Origin of the sequence: Shigella dysenteriae (genome assembly GCF_022354085.1) — a bacterium.
GTDB classification, from domain to species: Bacteria; Pseudomonadota; Gammaproteobacteria; order Enterobacterales; family Enterobacteriaceae; genus Escherichia; species Escherichia coli.
On sequence record NZ_CP055055.1, the window covers coordinates 2112766 to 2128280 of the forward strand.

At 47.6% G+C, this 15515-nt stretch carries 15 protein-coding genes; 9 read left to right on the forward strand and 6 right to left on the reverse strand.

Going from position 1 to position 15515, the window contains the following annotated elements:
- Positions 1-313 precede the first annotated feature (313 nt).
- Positions 314-931 carry a thymidine kinase gene (gene tdk / locus HUZ68_RS10150; protein ID WP_000068079.1) on the forward strand — a complete coding sequence of 206 codons (618 nt, stop codon included), beginning with the start codon at positions 314-316 and terminating at the stop codon, positions 929-931.
- Between the two features lie 300 nt (positions 932-1231).
- On the opposite strand, the gene adhE is transcribed toward tdk, so the two are convergent.
- Positions 1232-3907 carry a bifunctional acetaldehyde-CoA/alcohol dehydrogenase gene (adhE, locus tag HUZ68_RS10155; RefSeq protein ID WP_000301651.1) on the reverse strand — a complete coding sequence of 892 codons (2676 nt, stop codon included), beginning with the start codon at positions 3905-3907 and terminating at the stop codon, positions 1232-1234.
- 392 nt (positions 3908-4299) lie between these two features.
- Between adhE and ychE (HUZ68_RS10160) the strand changes: the two genes are divergently transcribed.
- Together ychE (HUZ68_RS10160) and ychE (HUZ68_RS10165) are read left to right on the forward strand one after the other, a co-directional pair.
- Positions 4300-4353 (forward strand): protein YchT, encoded by a 54-nt coding sequence (gene ychE / locus HUZ68_RS10160; RefSeq protein WP_211180492.1) that lies wholly within the window; start codon positions 4300-4302, stop codon positions 4351-4353.
- Between the two features lie 30 nt (positions 4354-4383).
- Positions 4384-5031 carry an NAAT family transporter YchE gene (gene ychE / locus HUZ68_RS10165; RefSeq protein ID WP_000616773.1) on the forward strand — a complete coding sequence of 216 codons (648 nt, stop codon included), beginning with the start codon at positions 4384-4386 and terminating at the stop codon, positions 5029-5031.
- Between the two features lie 157 nt (positions 5032-5188).
- Here the strand turns inward: ychE (HUZ68_RS10165) and HUZ68_RS10170 are convergent, their stop codons facing one another.
- Positions 5189-5485, reverse strand: coding sequence for a hypothetical protein (locus HUZ68_RS10170; RefSeq protein ID WP_001211521.1), 297 nt, complete (start codon positions 5483-5485; stop codon positions 5189-5191).
- A 283-nt stretch (positions 5486-5768) separates the two neighbouring features.
- Here HUZ68_RS10170 and oppA point away from each other — a divergent pair, with 283 nt between their 5' ends.
- The 5 genes from oppA (at position 5769) to oppF (ending at position 11355) form a co-directional block, all read left to right on the forward strand.
- Positions 5769-7400 carry an oligopeptide ABC transporter substrate-binding protein OppA gene (oppA, locus tag HUZ68_RS10175; protein ID WP_001297114.1) on the forward strand — a complete coding sequence of 544 codons (1632 nt, stop codon included), beginning with the start codon at positions 5769-5771 and terminating at the stop codon, positions 7398-7400.
- 85 nt (positions 7401-7485) lie between these two features.
- Complete coding sequence (oppB, locus tag HUZ68_RS10180; protein ID WP_149493526.1) at positions 7486-8406, forward strand: oligopeptide ABC transporter permease OppB; 921 nt, start codon at positions 7486-7488, stop codon at positions 8404-8406.
- Between the two features lie 14 nt (positions 8407-8420).
- On the forward strand, positions 8421-9329 hold the full coding sequence (gene oppC, locus HUZ68_RS10185) for an oligopeptide ABC transporter permease OppC (RefSeq protein WP_000979661.1): 909 nt from the start codon (positions 8421-8423) through the stop codon (positions 9327-9329).
- 11 nt (positions 9330-9340) lie between these two features.
- Complete coding sequence (gene oppD, locus HUZ68_RS10190) at positions 9341-10354, forward strand: murein tripeptide/oligopeptide ABC transporter ATP-binding protein OppD (RefSeq protein WP_000110945.1); 1014 nt, start codon at positions 9341-9343, stop codon at positions 10352-10354.
- Positions 10351-11355 carry a murein tripeptide/oligopeptide ABC transporter ATP-binding protein OppF gene (gene oppF, locus HUZ68_RS10195; RefSeq protein WP_000994905.1) on the forward strand — a complete coding sequence of 335 codons (1005 nt, stop codon included), beginning with the start codon at positions 10351-10353 and terminating at the stop codon, positions 11353-11355. Before oppD ends, oppF begins: the two co-directional genes overlap by 4 nt.
- Positions 11356-11407: 52 nt before the next feature.
- Here the strand turns inward: oppF and HUZ68_RS10200 are convergent, their stop codons facing one another.
- Both HUZ68_RS10200 and cls read right to left on the reverse strand, forming a co-directional pair.
- Positions 11408-11737, reverse strand: a complete 330-nt coding sequence (locus tag HUZ68_RS10200) for an HI1450 family dsDNA-mimic protein (protein WP_000366959.1) — start codon at positions 11735-11737, stop codon at positions 11408-11410.
- Between the two features lie 34 nt (positions 11738-11771).
- A complete protein-coding gene (cls, locus tag HUZ68_RS10205; RefSeq protein WP_000214516.1) occupies positions 11772-13232 on the reverse strand; it encodes a cardiolipin synthase in 1461 nt (486 codons plus the stop codon).
- A gap of 142 nt (positions 13233-13374) precedes the next feature.
- On the opposite strand from cls, the gene HUZ68_RS10210 reads away from it, so the two are divergent.
- Complete coding sequence (locus tag HUZ68_RS10210) at positions 13375-13548, forward strand: YciY family protein (RefSeq protein WP_001309467.1); 174 nt, start codon at positions 13375-13377, stop codon at positions 13546-13548.
- Positions 13549-13602: 54 nt separating this feature from the next.
- Here HUZ68_RS10210 and kch read toward each other — a convergent pair whose 3' ends face one another.
- Both kch and HUZ68_RS10220 read right to left on the reverse strand, forming a co-directional pair.
- Complete coding sequence (gene kch / locus HUZ68_RS10215) at positions 13603-14856, reverse strand: voltage-gated potassium channel protein (RefSeq protein ID WP_000020078.1); 1254 nt, start codon at positions 14854-14856, stop codon at positions 13603-13605.
- 300 nt (positions 14857-15156) lie between these two features.
- Positions 15157-15453: a YciI family protein gene (locus tag HUZ68_RS10220; RefSeq protein ID WP_000967595.1), complete on the reverse strand. Its 297-nt coding sequence runs from the start codon at positions 15451-15453 to the stop codon at positions 15157-15159.
- Positions 15454-15515 lie beyond the last annotated feature (62 nt).

Consider the following 15515-nt stretch of genomic DNA (forward strand, 5'->3'; position numbering starts at 1 on the left):
AATTCCCTATTAAGCGAATGATGAAAAGTAGAACAGTCGCAATAAGAGCAGGGACTTAGTATTGCACTATCTCCTGGAGGTCAACAGAGGGCTATTACTTGCGCAACAGGTTAAAGATTGTGAATAGTTACCAGCAGTCATTTACCCGCTTATAACAAGCGAGGCAGTTGTAATGATAGCTCAGAAGGATTATGCAAGGCTTCGTAAGGGAGAACGCATATACCACTTCTGTGCATACTGTTGAGCTGAAAAACTGACGAATTATGATAAACTCCAGCCAACTTTATTTCATATCATTGAGGGCCTGTGGCTGATGGCACAGCTATATTTCTACTATTCCGCAATGAATGCGGGTAAGTCTACAGCATTGTTGCAATCTTCATACAATTACCAGGAACGCGGCATGCGCACTGTCGTATATACGGCAGAAATTGATGATCGCTTTGGTGCCGGGAAAGTCAGTTCGCGTATAGGTTTGTCATCGCCTGCAAAATTATTTAACCAAAATTCATCATTATTTGATGAGATTCGTGCGGAACATGAACAGCAGGCAATTCATTGCGTACTGGTTGATGAATGCCAGTTTTTAACCAGACAACAAGTATATGAATTATCGGAGGTTGTCGATCAACTCGATATACCCGTACTTTGTTATGGTTTACGTACCGATTTTCGAGGTGAATTATTTATTGGCAGCCAATACTTACTGGCATGGTCCGACAAACTGGTTGAATTAAAAACCATCTGTTTTTGTGGCCGTAAAGCAAGCATGGTGCTGCGTCTTGATCAAGCAGGCAGACCTTATAACGAAGGTGAGCAGGTGGTTATTGGTGGTAATGAACGATACGTTTCTGTATGCCGTAAACACTATAAAGAGGCGTTACAAGTCGGCTCATTAACGGCTATTCAGGAAAGGCATCGCCACGATTAATAAGAATTTCTTTACTGACAGGGTGAGCAGGGCACTTTTATCCTGTCAGTTCGTTTTACGCACTTCTTCCGGGCTATACACCCTTCTCGGCAGTTTTTAACGCCGCTATACGCCTCACAGGGCTCTTAAGCACCGACGTTGACTTGTGACCTGTAAAGTACACTATCCCTGTGTTTAGGCGTTATACATCGTCGCAAATATGATGAAGGCTAATGCTGTCGGTTTATGGAAAAGTTACTTTGGGTAAACAAAAAAACGGCCCCAGAAGGGGCCGTTTATGTTGCCAGACAGCGCTACTGATTAAGCGGATTTTTTCGCTTTTTTCTCAGCTTTAGCCGGAGCGGCTTCTTTTTTCGCTGCAGTTTCACCTTCTACATAATCACGACCGTAGTAGGTATCCAGCAGAATCTGTTTCAGCTCGGAGATCAGCGGGTAACGCGGGTTAGCGCCAGTGCACTGGTCATCGAATGCATCTTCAGACAGTTTATCCACGTTCGCCAGGAAGTCTGCTTCCTGAACGCCAGCTTCACGGATAGATTTCGGAATACCCAGTTCAGCCTTCAGCGTTTCCAGCCATGCCAGCAGTTTCTCGATCTTAGCAGCAGTACGGTCGCCCGGTGCGCTCAGACCCAGGTGGTCGGCAATTTCAGCATAACGACGGCGAGCCTGCGGACGGTCATACTGGCTGAATGCAGTCTGCTTGGTCGGGTTGTCGTTCGCATTGTAGCGAATAACGTTACAAATCAGCAGGGCGTTTGCCAGACCGTGCGGAATATGGAACTGGGAACCCAGTTTGTGCGCCATTGAGTGACATACACCCAGGAAGGCGTTCGCAAACGCGATACCCGCGATAGTCGCTGCACTGTGAACACGTTCACGCGCTACCGGATTTTTAGACCCTTCGTGGTAGGACGCTGGCAGATATTCTTTCAGCAGTTTCAGTGCCTGCAGAGCCTGACCATCAGAGAACTCAGATGCCAGTACAGAAACATAAGCTTCCATGGCGTGAGTTACTGCGTCCAGACCACCGAAAGCACACAGGGACTTCGGCATGTCCATAACCAGGTTGGCGTCGACAATCGCCATATCCGGGGTCAGCGCATAGTCCGCCAGCGGGTATTTCTGACCAGTAGCGTCGTCAGTTACAACCGCAAACGGAGTGACTTCAGAACCTGTACCAGAAGTGGTGGTGACAGCAATCATTTTCGCTTTCACGCCCATTTTCGGGAACTTGTAGATACGTTTACGGATATCCATAAAGCGCAGCGCCAGCTCTTCGAAGTGAGTTTCCGGATGTTCGTACATAACCCACATGATCTTCGCGGCGTCCATCGGGGAACCACCACCCAGCGCGATAATCACGTCTGGTTTGAAGGAGTTTGCCAGTTCTGCACCTTTACGAACGATGCTCAGGGTCGGGTCCGCTTCTACTTCGAAGAAGACTTCAGTTTCAACGCCTGCTGCTTTCAGTACGGAAGTGATCTGATCAGCATAACCATTGTTGAACAGGAAGCGGTCAGTCACGATGAGCGCACGTTTGTGGCCATCAGTAATCACTTCATCCAGCGCGATTGGCAGGGAGCCACGGCGGAAGTAGATAGATTTCGGAAGTTTGTGCCACAACATGTTTTCAGCTCGCTTAGCAACGGTTTTCTTGTTGATCAGGTGTTTCGGACCAACGTTTTCAGAGATGGAGTTACCACCCCAGGAACCACAACCCAGAGTCAGGGAAGGTGCGAGTTTGAAGTTATACAGGTCACCGATACCACCCTGAGAAGCCGGGGTGTTAATCAGGATACGAGCCGTTTTCATTTTCTGACCGAAGTAAGAAACGCGAGCCGGTTGGTTATCCTGGTCAGTGTACAGGCAAGAGGTATGACCGATACCACCCATAGCAACCAGTTTCTCTGCTTTTTCTACCGCGTCTTCGAAATCTTTAGCGCGGTACATTGCCAGAGTCGGGGACAGTTTTTCATGTGCGAACGGTTCGCTTTCATCAACAACGGTCACTTCACCGATCAGAATCTTGGTGTTTTCTGGTACAGAGAAGCCTGCCAGTTCAGCAATTTTATAGGCTGGCTGACCAACGATAGCCGCGTTCAACGCACCGTTTTTCAGGATAACGTCCTGAACAGCTTTCAGCTCTTTACCCTGCAACAGATAGCCGCCGTGGGTTGCGAAACGTTCACGTACTGCGTCATAAACAGAGTCAACAACAACAACAGACTGTTCAGAAGCACAGATTACGCCGTTGTCGAAGGTTTTGGACATCAGTACAGATGCAACTGCACGTTTGATATCAGCAGTTTCATCGATAACAACCGGAGTGTTACCCGCGCCTACGCCGATAGCTGGTTTACCGGAGCTGTATGCGGCTTTAACCATGCCCGGACCACCAGTCGCGAGGATCAGGTTGATGTCTGGGTGGTGCATCAGTGCGTTAGACAGTTCAACAGAAGGTTGATCGATCCAGCCGATCAGATCTTTCGGAGCACCGGCAGCGATAGCAGCCTGCAGAACGATATCAGCCGCTTTGTTGGTGGCATCTTTTGCACGCGGGTGCGGGGAGAAGATAATGGCGTTACGGGTCTTCAGACTGATCAGCGATTTGAAGATAGCAGTTGAAGTCGGGTTAGTGGTCGGAACGATACCGCAAATAATACCGATTGGTTCAGCGATAGTGATGGTACCAAAAGTGTCGTCTTCAGACAGAACACCACAGGTTTTTTCATCTTTATAGGCGTTGTAGATATATTCAGAAGCAAAGTGGTTTTTGATCACTTTATCTTCGACGATACCCATGCCGGATTCGGCAACGGCCATTTTCGCGAGTGGGATTCGAGCATCTGCAGCAGCCAGAGCGGCGGCGCGGAAGATTTTGTCTACTTGCTCTTGAGTGAAACTGGCATATTCACGCTGGGCTTTTTTTACACGCTCTACGAGTGCGTTAAGTTCAGCGACATTAGTAACAGCCATAATGCTCTCCTGATAATGTTAAACTTTTTTAGTAAATCATCTGCTCGAATACGAGAGTATAGTCAGTGCGGTGATGATTTGCTTAACCGATGAAAATCAAAAGCTTACTCGCGCTCACACTCACTGTGATTTACTAAAAGAGTTTAAACATTAGAGTTATTATCTCTAATGCGTCACTTCCAGGTGGCGTAAGCAAGATTACTCACTTCTGGGTACTGATTACGTGATCCAAATCAAATTTTTGCAAAGCTGACACCTTTCAGCATCGCTTTTCGCCATTATAGCTAACAGTTAATAAATTGTAGTATGATTTGGTGGCTACATTAGCATGTTTTGCACAACTAGATAACAATAACGAATGATAGCAATTTTAAGTAGTTAGGAGGTGAAAAATGCTGTCAAAAGGCGTATTGTCAGCGCGTCTTTTCAACCTTATTTATGGCTAACATTATCCGGCTTTTGCTTCGGAGCTAACCGTGATTCAGACCCTTTTTGATTTTCCCGTTTACTTCAAATTTTTCATCGGGTTATTTGCGCTGGTCAACCCGGTAGGGATTATTCCCGTCTTTATCAGCATGACCAGTTATCAGACAGCGGCAGCGCGAAACAAAACTAACCTTACAGCCAACCTGTCTGTGGCCATTATCTTGTGGATCTCGCTTTTTCTCGGCGACACGATTCTGCAACTTTTTGGTATATCAATTGATTCGTTCCGTATCGCCGGGGGCATCCTGGTGGTGACGATAGCGATGTCGATGATCAGCGGCAAGCTTGGCGAGGATAAACAGAACAAGCAAGAAAAATCAGAAACCGCGGTACGTGAAAGCATTGGTGTGGTGCCACTGGCGTTGCCGTTGATGGCGGGGCCAGGGGCGATCAGTTCTACCATCGTCTGGGGTACGCGTTATCACAGCATTAGCTATCTGTTTGGTTTCTTTGTGGCTATTGCATTGTTCGCTTTATGTTGTTGGGGATTGTTCCGCATGGCACCGTGGCTGGTACGGGTTTTACGCCAGACCGGCATCAACGTGATTACGCGTATTATGGGGCTATTGCTGATGGCATTGGGGATTGAATTTATCGTTACTGGTATTAAGGGGATTTTCCCCGGCCTGCTTAATTAATTCCTTTCAAATGAAACGGAGCTGCCATGCTCCGTTTACTTCGTCATTATTTTTACTTTGTTCCCGCCCAGTTATCAAAAGCAAAAGGAATAGGTAAAAATATTCTTCTCAAATTACAGTTAGTTATAAGGATTTCCTTAACTGCTTCTCCTCACCATCATGTTATTTTCGCCACATCATAATCCTGGGCTTGCTGAAGAATAATTGAAATGATATTAGTAATTCCACTGCCTTTGGTAGAGGAAAGTGCTAAATAATAATCAATTGTTAAATTATTGTGCATTTCACTACTGGAACTGTAATCAGAAAAGATAGACATGCTTAACCAATCTCTATTTGATTGAATTGAAAGATGTTTGTTAAGACATGGATGCAAGCTATAGATTCTGATACGGTCAATAAAAGAGAATTGCTTAACAATTTTGCAAAATGTATTGGCGAGTAAGAAGCGCATTTGGTACTTTCCGGGCAACCGCCAGGCGATTCTTTATTGGTAATGAGAATAATTAACAATTAAAGAGCGTCGTGAAAGAATAATGTGTCTCGACAGGGGAGACACAGTACGAATCGACATAAGGTGATCGTCTGAATCACCAGAATAAATAAAGTCGGTGATAGCAATCCGTAACGATAAAGTAACCTGACAGCAGAAAGTCTCCGAGCCTGTGCAGGGTCCCAATCCGGGATTACACATGCTGGTTAATACCAGTAATTATAATGAGGGAGTCCAAAAAACAATGACCAACATCACCAAGAGAAGTTTAGTAGCAGCTGGCGTTCTGGCTGCGCTAATGGCAGGGAATGTCGCGCTGGCAGCTGATGTACCCGCAGGCGTCACACTGGCGGAAAAACAAACGCTGGTACGTAACAATGGTTCAGAAGTTCAGTCATTAGATCCGCACAAAATTGAAGGTGTTCCGGAGTCTAATATCAGCCGAGACCTGTTTGAAGGCTTACTGGTCAGCGATCTTGACGGCCATCCGGCACCTGGCGTCGCTGAATCCTGGGATAATAAAGACGCGAAAGTCTGGACCTTCCATTTGCGTAAAGATGCGAAATGGTCTGATGGCACGCCAGTCACAGCACAAGACTTTGTGTATAGCTGGCAACGTTCTGTTGATCCGAACACCGCTTCTCCGTATGCCAGTTATCTGCAATATGGGCATATCGCCGGTATTGATGAAATTCTTGAAGGGAAAAAACCGATTACCGATCTCGGCGTGAAAGCTATTGATGATCACACATTAGAAGTCACCTTAAGTGAACCCGTTCCGTACTTCTATAAATTACTTGTTCACCCATCAACTTCACCGGTGCCAAAAGCCGCTATCGAGAAATTCGGCGAAAAATGGACCCAGCCTGGTAATATCGTCACCAACGGTGCCTATACCTTAAAAGATTGGGTCGTAAACGAACGAATCGTTCTTGAACGCAGCCCAACCTACTGGAACAACGCGAAAACCGTTATTAACCAGGTAACCTATTTGCCTATTGCTTCTGAAGTTACCGATGTTAACCGCTACCGTAGTGGTGAAATCGACATGACGTATAACAACATGCCGATCGAATTGTTCCAGAAGCTGAAAAAAGAGATCCCGGACGAAGTTCACGTTGATCCATACCTGTGCACTTACTATTACGAAATTAACAACCAGAAACCGCCATTCAACGATGTGCGTGTGCGTACCGCACTGAAACTAGGTATGGACCGCGATATCATTGTTAATAAAGTGAAAGCGCAGGGCGACATGCCCGCCTATGGTTACACTCCACCGTATACTGATGGCGCAAAATTGACTCAGCCAGAATGGTTTGGCTGGAGCCAGGAAAAACGTAACGAAGAAGCGAAAAAACTGCTGGCTGAAGCGGGTTATACCGCAGACAAACCGTTGACCATCAACCTGCTGTATAACACCTCCGATCTGCATAAAAAGCTGGCGATTGCTGCCTCTTCATTGTGGAAGAAAAACATTGGTGTAAACGTCAAACTGGTTAACCAGGAGTGGAAAACGTTCCTCGACACCCGTCACCAGGGTACTTTTGATGTGGCCCGTGCAGGCTGGTGTGCTGACTACAACGAACCAACTTCCTTCCTGAACACCATGCTGTCGAACAGCTCGATGAATACCGCGCATTATAAGAGCCCGGCCTTTGACAGCATTATGGCGGAAACGCTGAAAGTGACTGACGAGGCGCAGCGCACAGCTCTGTACACTAAAGCAGAACAACAGCTGGATAAGGATTCGGCCATTGTTCCTGTTTATTACTACGTGAATGCGCGTCTGGTGAAACCGTGGGTTGGTGGCTATACCGGCAAAGATCCGTTGGATAATACCTATACCCGGAATATGTACATTGTGAAGCACTAATGGCAATACGTGGGGCAGGAGTGTCCTGCTCCACGGTGTCTGATTTTTATCGCATTACAGAAGGCACAGGCCAGAAGGTAGGGCAATGTTAAAATTTATTCTACGTCGCTGTCTGGAAGCGATTCCGACGCTATTTATTCTTATTACTATTTCGTTCTTTATGATGCGCCTCGCGCCGGGAAGCCCTTTTACCGGCGAACGTACTTTACCGCCTGAAGTGATGGCCAATATCGAAGCGAAATATCATCTTAATGATCCGATCATGACACAGTATTTCAGCTACCTGAAACAACTGGCGCACGGTGATTTCGGTCCATCGTTTAAATATAAAGATTATTCGGTCAATGACCTGGTGGCATCCAGTTTTCCCGTTTCTGCCAAACTGGGAGCCGCAGCATTTTTCCTTGCGGTAATACTGGGTGTTAGTGCTGGCGTTATTGCCGCATTAAAACAAAACACCAAATGGGACTATACCGTGATGGGGCTGGCAATGACCGGGGTTGTTATCCCCAGTTTTGTGGTTGCGCCATTATTAGTCATGATATTTGCGATCATTTTGCATTGGCTGCCGGGCGGTGGCTGGAATGGTGGGGCGCTTAAATTCATGATATTGCCGATAGTGGCGTTGTCACTCGCCTATATCGCCAGTATTGCGCGTATTACCCGTGGCTCTATGATTGAAGTATTACACTCCAATTTTATTCGTACTGCCCGGGCGAAAGGGTTACCTATGCGGCGGATCATTTTACGCCACGCATTAAAACCTGCTCTGTTACCCGTGCTCTCCTATATGGGCCCCGCATTTGTCGGCATTATTACCGGTTCTATGGTTATCGAAACCATTTATGGTTTGCCGGGGATTGGGCAACTGTTCGTTAATGGCGCATTGAACCGTGACTATTCCTTAGTGTTAAGCCTGACCATCCTGGTTGGTGCTTTAACCATTTTGTTTAATGCCATTGTCGATGTGCTATATGCGGTTATCGACCCGAAAATCCGTTACTGATACTGGAGCTCGCGATGATGTTAAGTAAGAAAAACAGCGAGACGCTGGAAAATTTCAGTGAAAAGCTGGAGGTCGAAGGGCGCAGCTTGTGGCAGGACGCACGTCGACGTTTTATGCATAACCGTGCGGCGGTTGCCAGTCTGATAGTGCTGGTGCTGATCGCGTTATTTGTAATCCTGGCACCGATGCTTTCGCAGTTTGCCTATGACGATACTGACTGGGCGATGATGTCCAGCGCCCCGGATATGGAGTCCGGTCACTACTTTGGTACTGACTCATCCGGTCGCGACCTGCTTGTGCGCGTTGCGATTGGCGGGCGTATCTCACTCATGGTCGGTGTTGCTGCGGCACTGGTGGCAGTGGTCGTGGGGACACTTTACGGTTCGCTTTCCGGTTATCTGGGCGGTAAAGTGGATTCGGTAATGATGCGTCTGCTGGAAATCCTCAACTCCTTCCCATTCATGTTCTTCGTCATTTTGCTTGTGACCTTTTTCGGTCAAAACATCCTGCTGATTTTCGTGGCGATTGGCATGGTTTCCTGGCTGGATATGGCTCGTATTGTGCGTGGGCAAACCCTGAGTCTGAAGCGCAAAGAGTTTATTGAGGCGGCACAAGTTGGCGGTGTATCGACATCGGGCATTGTTATTCGCCACATTGTGCCGAATGTACTCGGTGTGGTGGTGGTCTACGCATCACTTCTGGTGCCCAGCATGATCCTCTTTGAATCTTTCCTTAGCTTCCTGGGGTTGGGTACGCAAGAGCCGTTAAGCAGCTGGGGTGCATTGCTGAGTGATGGCGCGAACTCGATGGAAGTCTCTCCATGGTTATTGTTGTTCCCAGCGGGATTCCTCGTGGTGACGCTGTTTTGTTTCAACTTTATCGGCGATGGCTTGCGTGATGCCCTCGACCCGAAAGATCGTTAAGGAGTGCAGCCATGAGCGTAATTGAAACTGCAACTGTGCCGCTCGCACAACAACAGGCTGACGCACTGCTGAACGTGAAAGATTTGCGTGTCACCTTTAGTACCCCGGACGGCGACGTCACGGCGGTCAATGATTTGAATTTTTCCCTACGTGCCGGAGAAACGCTGGGTATTGTAGGTGAGTCTGGTTCGGGTAAATCGCAAACTGCATTTGCGTTGATGGGCCTGTTGGCTGCCAACGGACGTATTGGCGGATCGGCAACCTTCAATGGGCGTGAAATCCTCAATTTGCCAGAGCATGAACTCAATAAACTGCGCGCTGAACAAATCTCAATGATTTTTCAGGACCCAATGACTTCGTTGAATCCCTATATGCGCGTCGGTGAGCAGTTAATGGAAGTGCTGATGCTGCATAAGAACATGAGCAAAGCTGAGGCGTTTGAAGAGTCGGTGCGGATGCTCGATGCGGTAAAAATGCCGGAAGCGCGTAAACGCATGAAAATGTACCCGCACGAATTTTCTGGCGGCATGCGTCAGCGAGTCATGATTGCGATGGCATTGCTATGTCGACCTAAGCTACTGATTGCGGATGAACCCACTACTGCGCTGGACGTCACCGTACAGGCGCAGATCATGACGCTATTAAATGAACTGAAGCGGGAATTTAATACCGCCATCATTATGATCACCCACGATCTTGGCGTGGTGGCGGGGATCTGTGACAAAGTGCTGGTAATGTACGCCGGGCGCACGATGGAATATGGCAATGCGCGCGATGTCTTTTATCAACCCGTTCATCCTTATTCTATCGGTTTGCTCAACGCGGTGCCGCGTCTTGATGCGGAAGGTGAAACAATGTTGACCATCCCGGGTAATCCGCCAAACTTGCTGCGATTACCGAAAGGTTGCCCGTTCCAGCCACGTTGTCCACATGCGATGGAAATTTGTAGTAGCGCACCGCCGCTGGAAGAGTTTACGCCTGGCCGTCTGCGTGCTTGCTTTAAACCGGTGGAGGAACTGTTATGAATGCTGTAACTGAAGGAAGAAAAGTCCTCCTTGAAATCGCCGATCTTAAAGTGCACTTTGAAATCAAAGATGGCAAACAGTGGTTCTGGCAACCGCCGAAAACGCTCAAAGCCGTCGATGGTGTCACTCTTCGCCTGTATGAAGGGGAAACATTAGGTGTGGTAGGGGAATCGGGATGCGGTAAGTCCACCTTTGCTCGCGCCATCATCGGTTTGGTCAAGGCGACCGACGGTCATGTTGCCTGGTTAGGTAAAGAGTTGCTGGGCATGAAGCCCGATGAATGGCGTGCCGTTCGCAGTGATATTCAGATGATTTTCCAGGATCCGTTGGCATCGCTAAACCCGCGTATGACCATCGGCGAGATCATCGCTGAACCACTGCGTACTTATCATCCGAAAATGTCACGCCAGGAAGTTCGCGAGCGCGTGAAGGCGATGATGCTGAAAGTCGGGTTATTGCCTAACCTGATTAACCGCTATCCGCATGAGTTCTCCGGTGGGCAGTGCCAGCGTATCGGGATTGCTCGTGCTCTTATTCTTGAACCGAAGCTGATTATCTGCGATGAGCCGGTTTCGGCGCTGGACGTGTCAATTCAGGCGCAGGTGGTCAACCTGCTCCAGCAGCTGCAACGTGAGATGGGATTGTCATTAATTTTTATCGCTCATGACTTGGCCGTGGTAAAACACATTTCCGATCGTGTGTTGGTGATGTATCTCGGCCATGCGGTAGAACTGGGGACCTATGATGAGGTCTACCACAATCCACTACATCCTTACACCAGGGCATTGATGTCGGCAGTCCCCATACCTGATCCGGATCTGGAGAAGAACAAAACCATCCAGTTACTGGAAGGGGAATTACCGTCGCCGATCAACCCGCCTTCCGGTTGTGTTTTCCGTACCCGTTGCCCGATTGCCGGTCCGGAGTGCGCCAAAACACGTCCTGTTCTGGAGGGGAGTTTCAGACACGCCGTTTCTTGCCTGAAAGTCGATCCGCTTTAAACACAATAAGGGCTGACAGTTGTCAGCCCTTTTTCACGCCGAAAGCGATTATTTATTCCCGCCAGATGATATGGCAAAGTTTGTGATCTTTTTCGCGGCATAACAGAATGCGGGCGAAAACATCGTTGATTTCACCATCTTCACTGTCCGCCAGACCAATCACCACTTCGGCAAAAAAGTCTGGGTTCAAATCGAAATCAACATGTTCCTGCCAGTCTTCCGCCGGATCGAATAACTCCGCGCCGCCGCGCTCTTCAAACTGAAGATTGAACAGCAGAACATCAGCTGGATCGAGATTGTCGGCAGCCAGTTCGAGAAAAATATCGTAGGCCTGCTCAAGCGTTTCATCTTCAGTCAGGCGATTGTTTAGATCCATATCCATAGTCACTACCTGTTTAACCTCTGTTGGCGACGTTTTACAGCAACGGACTGAAGAAGTAAAACAGTCGCTCGGCGACACGTTGCCATAATGGACGTTTTAGCCATAAACGGGCATCGAGCAGACGTGAACGCGAAATATAATCGTCCTGAACGGCGGCAAGGTCAGCACCAAAACCTTTATCGTCGATTGCCAGGGTAATCTCGAAATTTAGCCACAGACTACGCATATCAAGGTTAACTGTGCCAACCAGACTTAGTTCGCCATCGACCAGCACGCTCTTGGTATGCAGTAACCCGCCTTCAAACTGATAAATTTTAACCCCAGCAGCCAGCAGTTCCGTAAAGAATGCGCGACTGGCCCAGCCGACCAGCATCGAGTCATTTTTTCGCGGAAGGATAATACTGACATCCACCCCGCGCTGCGCCGCCGTGCAAATCGCATGAAGTAAATCATCGCTTGGCACAAAGTAGGGCGTGGTCATGATCAAATATTCACGCGCCGAATAAGCCGCAGTCAATAATGCCTGGTGAATGAGATCTTCCGGAAAGCCAGGGCCAGAAGCAATTGTGTGAATGGTGTGACCGCTGGCCTGTTCAAACGGCATAATATTGACATCTGGTGGTGGCGGTAGAATGCGTTTCCCTGTTTCAATCTCCCAGTCGCAGGAATAAATAATCCCCATCGCGGTGGCGATGGGGCCTTCCATACGCGCCATCAGATCAATCCATTGCCCTACGCCCGCATCTTGTTTGAAGTAGCGAGGATCGACCATATTCATGCTGCCGGTGTACGCGATGTAATTATCGATCATGATCATCTTGCGATGTTGGCGCAGGTCCATACGGCGTAAAAACACACGCATCAGATTGACCTTTAAGGCTTCGACCACTTCAATACCGGCATTACGCATTAGCTCGGGCCACGGGCTGCGGAAAAAAGCCACACTCCCGGCGGAGTCGAGCATCAATCGACAATGAATGCCGCGTCGCGCAGCGGCCATTAATGATTCAGCCACCTGGTCCGCCATGCCGCCGGGCTGCCAGATATAAAACACCATCTCAATATTATGGCGCGCGAGCTGGATGTCGCGGATTAACGCCTGCATCACATCATCTGACTCGGTCATCAGTTGTAGCTGATTCCCTTTGACCCCAGCGATCCCCTGACGACGCTCGCAAAGCTTGAATAATGGCGCAGCGACACTGCTATTTTCTTCGGCGAAGATATGCTTACAGGCTTTAAGGTCGTTAAGCCATTTTGCGGTGGAAGGCCACATCGCTCTGGCGCGCTCAGCGCGGCGTTTGCCTAAATGGAGCTCGCCAACGGCAAGGTAGGCAATAATTCCGACTAACGGCAGAATGTAAATAATCAACAGCCAGGCCATCGCGGAGGGAACTGCGCGTCGTTTCATTAGAATGCGTAAAGTTACGCCTGCAATGAGCAACCAGTATCCCAGAATGGCCAACCAACTCACCAACGTATAAACGGTTGTCATAGATTAGAAATCCTTTTGAAAGCGCATTGTTATGAGTTTACGCATATGGATTCATCTGGCAAATAAAAACGCGGGAAAAGCACTGGTCAGCGTCGGGGGCGGGGGTATAATGACCATTCTGTTATTGCATAGAGTAGTTAACATGAAGCGGAGTAGAACGGAAGTGGGGCGCTGGCGCATGCAGCGTCAGGCTAGCCGACGTAAATCGCGTTGGCTTGAGGGGCAGTCGCGCCGAAATATGCGTATCCACAGCATCAGGAAGTGCATTCTAAACAAACAGCGTAACTCGTTATTGTTTGCGATCTACAATATCTAAATGTACTGGGCACCATTGCGGTGCCCAATAAGTTTACTCTTCCGTCTTTAAACTCTATTTTTGCGCCGATTCTTTACTGTCAGCTTTCGTTTCTTGTTCATCGTTATCGCTGAAAATACCATGACCTGAGTTCAACAACATTGAAACGAGCATATCATTATTAATCTCTTCACCATTTAAAACTCGCGCCAGAATTTCGCTGCCAAACAGTTGCGGTGAGAGAATGATATCCGGATGTACCATCTTAATCTTATTCAGGTTTTTGCTATCACTGACGGCGAGAACTGTTTTGACATCACTGCTCATATCTTTTGCCGAGAGTACAACAAACGCGTTATCTGCATCGTTATCACTCAGCGCCAGAATGGCCCGGCAACGATCGATTCCCGCTTTCTTTAATACTGAACTGTCATTACTGTCACCGGGGATAACATCAGCGTTATCGCCTAAGCGTTGCTCAAGTTGCTTGATATCATCTTCAGGCAAGTTGCTGATAACCGTTACGTTTTGTCCGCGTTGATTCAGTTGCAGGATCGTATTGATAGCGAGAATCGAATGTCCGCAAACAATAAAATGATCTTTACGATGCATTGTATGATTGTTTCCTTTTACAAGTTTGTTGAATCCCCCGCGGATAAGCGGACCAAAAATTGAGGTCATAGATGTGGCAAAAACGGTAATGCCGGAAATAATGACCGAAATAGTGAACAATCGTGCTGATTCAGAAACAGGGACAATATCGCCATAGCCGACGGTTGACATGGTTTCTATCGAAAAATAGAACGCGGTCATCAAACTTTCTATTCGCGGATTAAAACCTTCGCTTAAATAAAGCGCACCGTAGGTTGAGTAAAACAGTAATGTCGTGAAACTAATAAATGCAAAAATTGTCCCGGCTGCGGCGCTACTGTGGGAGAAGTCTTTGCGCAGTATCAGTAAAAACACCAGCGTAAAAATGCAAAATCCAATACTAAATTTCAGCCAGGGATAAAAATGCAGGGTGTAAATTAGCGCTATCAACAACAAAATGATACTGATTGCCCATGCGAGCTTTGCCCGGAACAGTAAGCCAATGGAGTTCAGGACAAGAAAGACGCCGAGCATAAATAGTGGGGCGTTTGCCAGCAAGGAGAGATCCAACTCTGAAAATGCTTTGATATGGAAAATATCAAGCAAATTGACCGACATACCATAGATTGTTTTAAAAATAAGCAACCCATTTAAAAAGACGGCCAGCGCGAGAATGTCGTGCCGTAGGGTCACCCATAAATTTGTTGCTGTTTGTTTGAATGTAGCCCAGTGACTCACTGATACCTCTGTAACCACAATTTTGTTTAATTATCTTAACGTGCACATTTTCTGAACATACATGCGACACGTGAATGTGTTAAACAATAGTAGATGACTTTATCCGCAGTAATCAAAGGTTTTGAGTGAGCAACTCTGCGTCAGGAAAGGGCATTTTTCCTGAACATGCTCACATCATATAAAGAAATACAGATAAAGTTATTATCTGCTTGTGGTGGTGAATGCAATGACCGACCTATAAGAAAAGGCCAAACAAGAACACGGTTGCAAAAACCGTGCCCTTAAATATTGGATCTCTACTCAGAACACTTTCTTAAATGGTTTCACTGAAACGTGTTCATAGACTCCTGCCGCTACGTACGGGTCAGCATCGGCCCAGGCCTGAGCTGCTTCCAGCGATTCAAATTCAGCAATAACGGTTGAGCCAGTAAATCCCGCAGCCCCTGGATCGTTACTGTCTACCGCTGGCATTGGACCAGCTGTCAACAAACGACCTTCATCATGCAGTAACTGTAAACGTGCTAAATGTGCCGGACGAACGGAAAGGCGTTTTTCGAGGCTATCAGCTTTGTCTTGAGCGTAAATAACATACAACACGGGCACAACTCCTTGTTCGGGAAAGTTGTAAAGTACGTTATTTGAAAGGGCGAAGATCTGCA

Excerpts from the sequence above, each read along its gene's own strand:
- oppA (WP_001297114.1), top strand. The coding sequence starts at position 5,769 with ATGACCAACATCACCAAGAGAAGTTTAGTAGCAGCTGGCGTTCTGGCT.
- oppB (WP_149493526.1), top strand. The coding sequence starts at position 7,486 with ATGTTAAAATTTATTCTACGTCGCTGTCTGGAAGCGATTCCGACGCTA.
- oppD (WP_000110945.1), top strand. The coding sequence starts at position 9,341 with ATGAGCGTAATTGAAACTGCAACTGTGCCGCTCGCACAACAACAGGCT.
- cls (WP_000214516.1), bottom strand. The coding sequence starts at position 13,232 with ATGACAACCGTTTATACGTTGGTGAGTTGGTTGGCCATTCTGGGATAC.
- oppC (WP_000979661.1), top strand. The coding sequence starts at position 8,421 with ATGATGTTAAGTAAGAAAAACAGCGAGACGCTGGAAAATTTCAGTGAA.
- adhE (WP_000301651.1), bottom strand. The coding sequence starts at position 3,907 with ATGGCTGTTACTAATGTCGCTGAACTTAACGCACTCGTAGAGCGTGTA.
- HUZ68_RS10170 (WP_001211521.1), bottom strand. The coding sequence starts at position 5,485 with ATGCGCTTCTTACTCGCCAATACATTTTGCAAAATTGTTAAGCAATTC.
- tdk (WP_000068079.1), top strand. The coding sequence starts at position 314 with ATGGCACAGCTATATTTCTACTATTCCGCAATGAATGCGGGTAAGTCT.
- oppF (WP_000994905.1), top strand. The coding sequence starts at position 10,351 with ATGAATGCTGTAACTGAAGGAAGAAAAGTCCTCCTTGAAATCGCCGAT.
- HUZ68_RS10200 (WP_000366959.1), bottom strand. The coding sequence starts at position 11,737 with ATGGATATGGATCTAAACAATCGCCTGACTGAAGATGAAACGCTTGAG.
- HUZ68_RS10210 (WP_001309467.1), top strand. The coding sequence starts at position 13,375 with ATGAAGCGGAGTAGAACGGAAGTGGGGCGCTGGCGCATGCAGCGTCAG.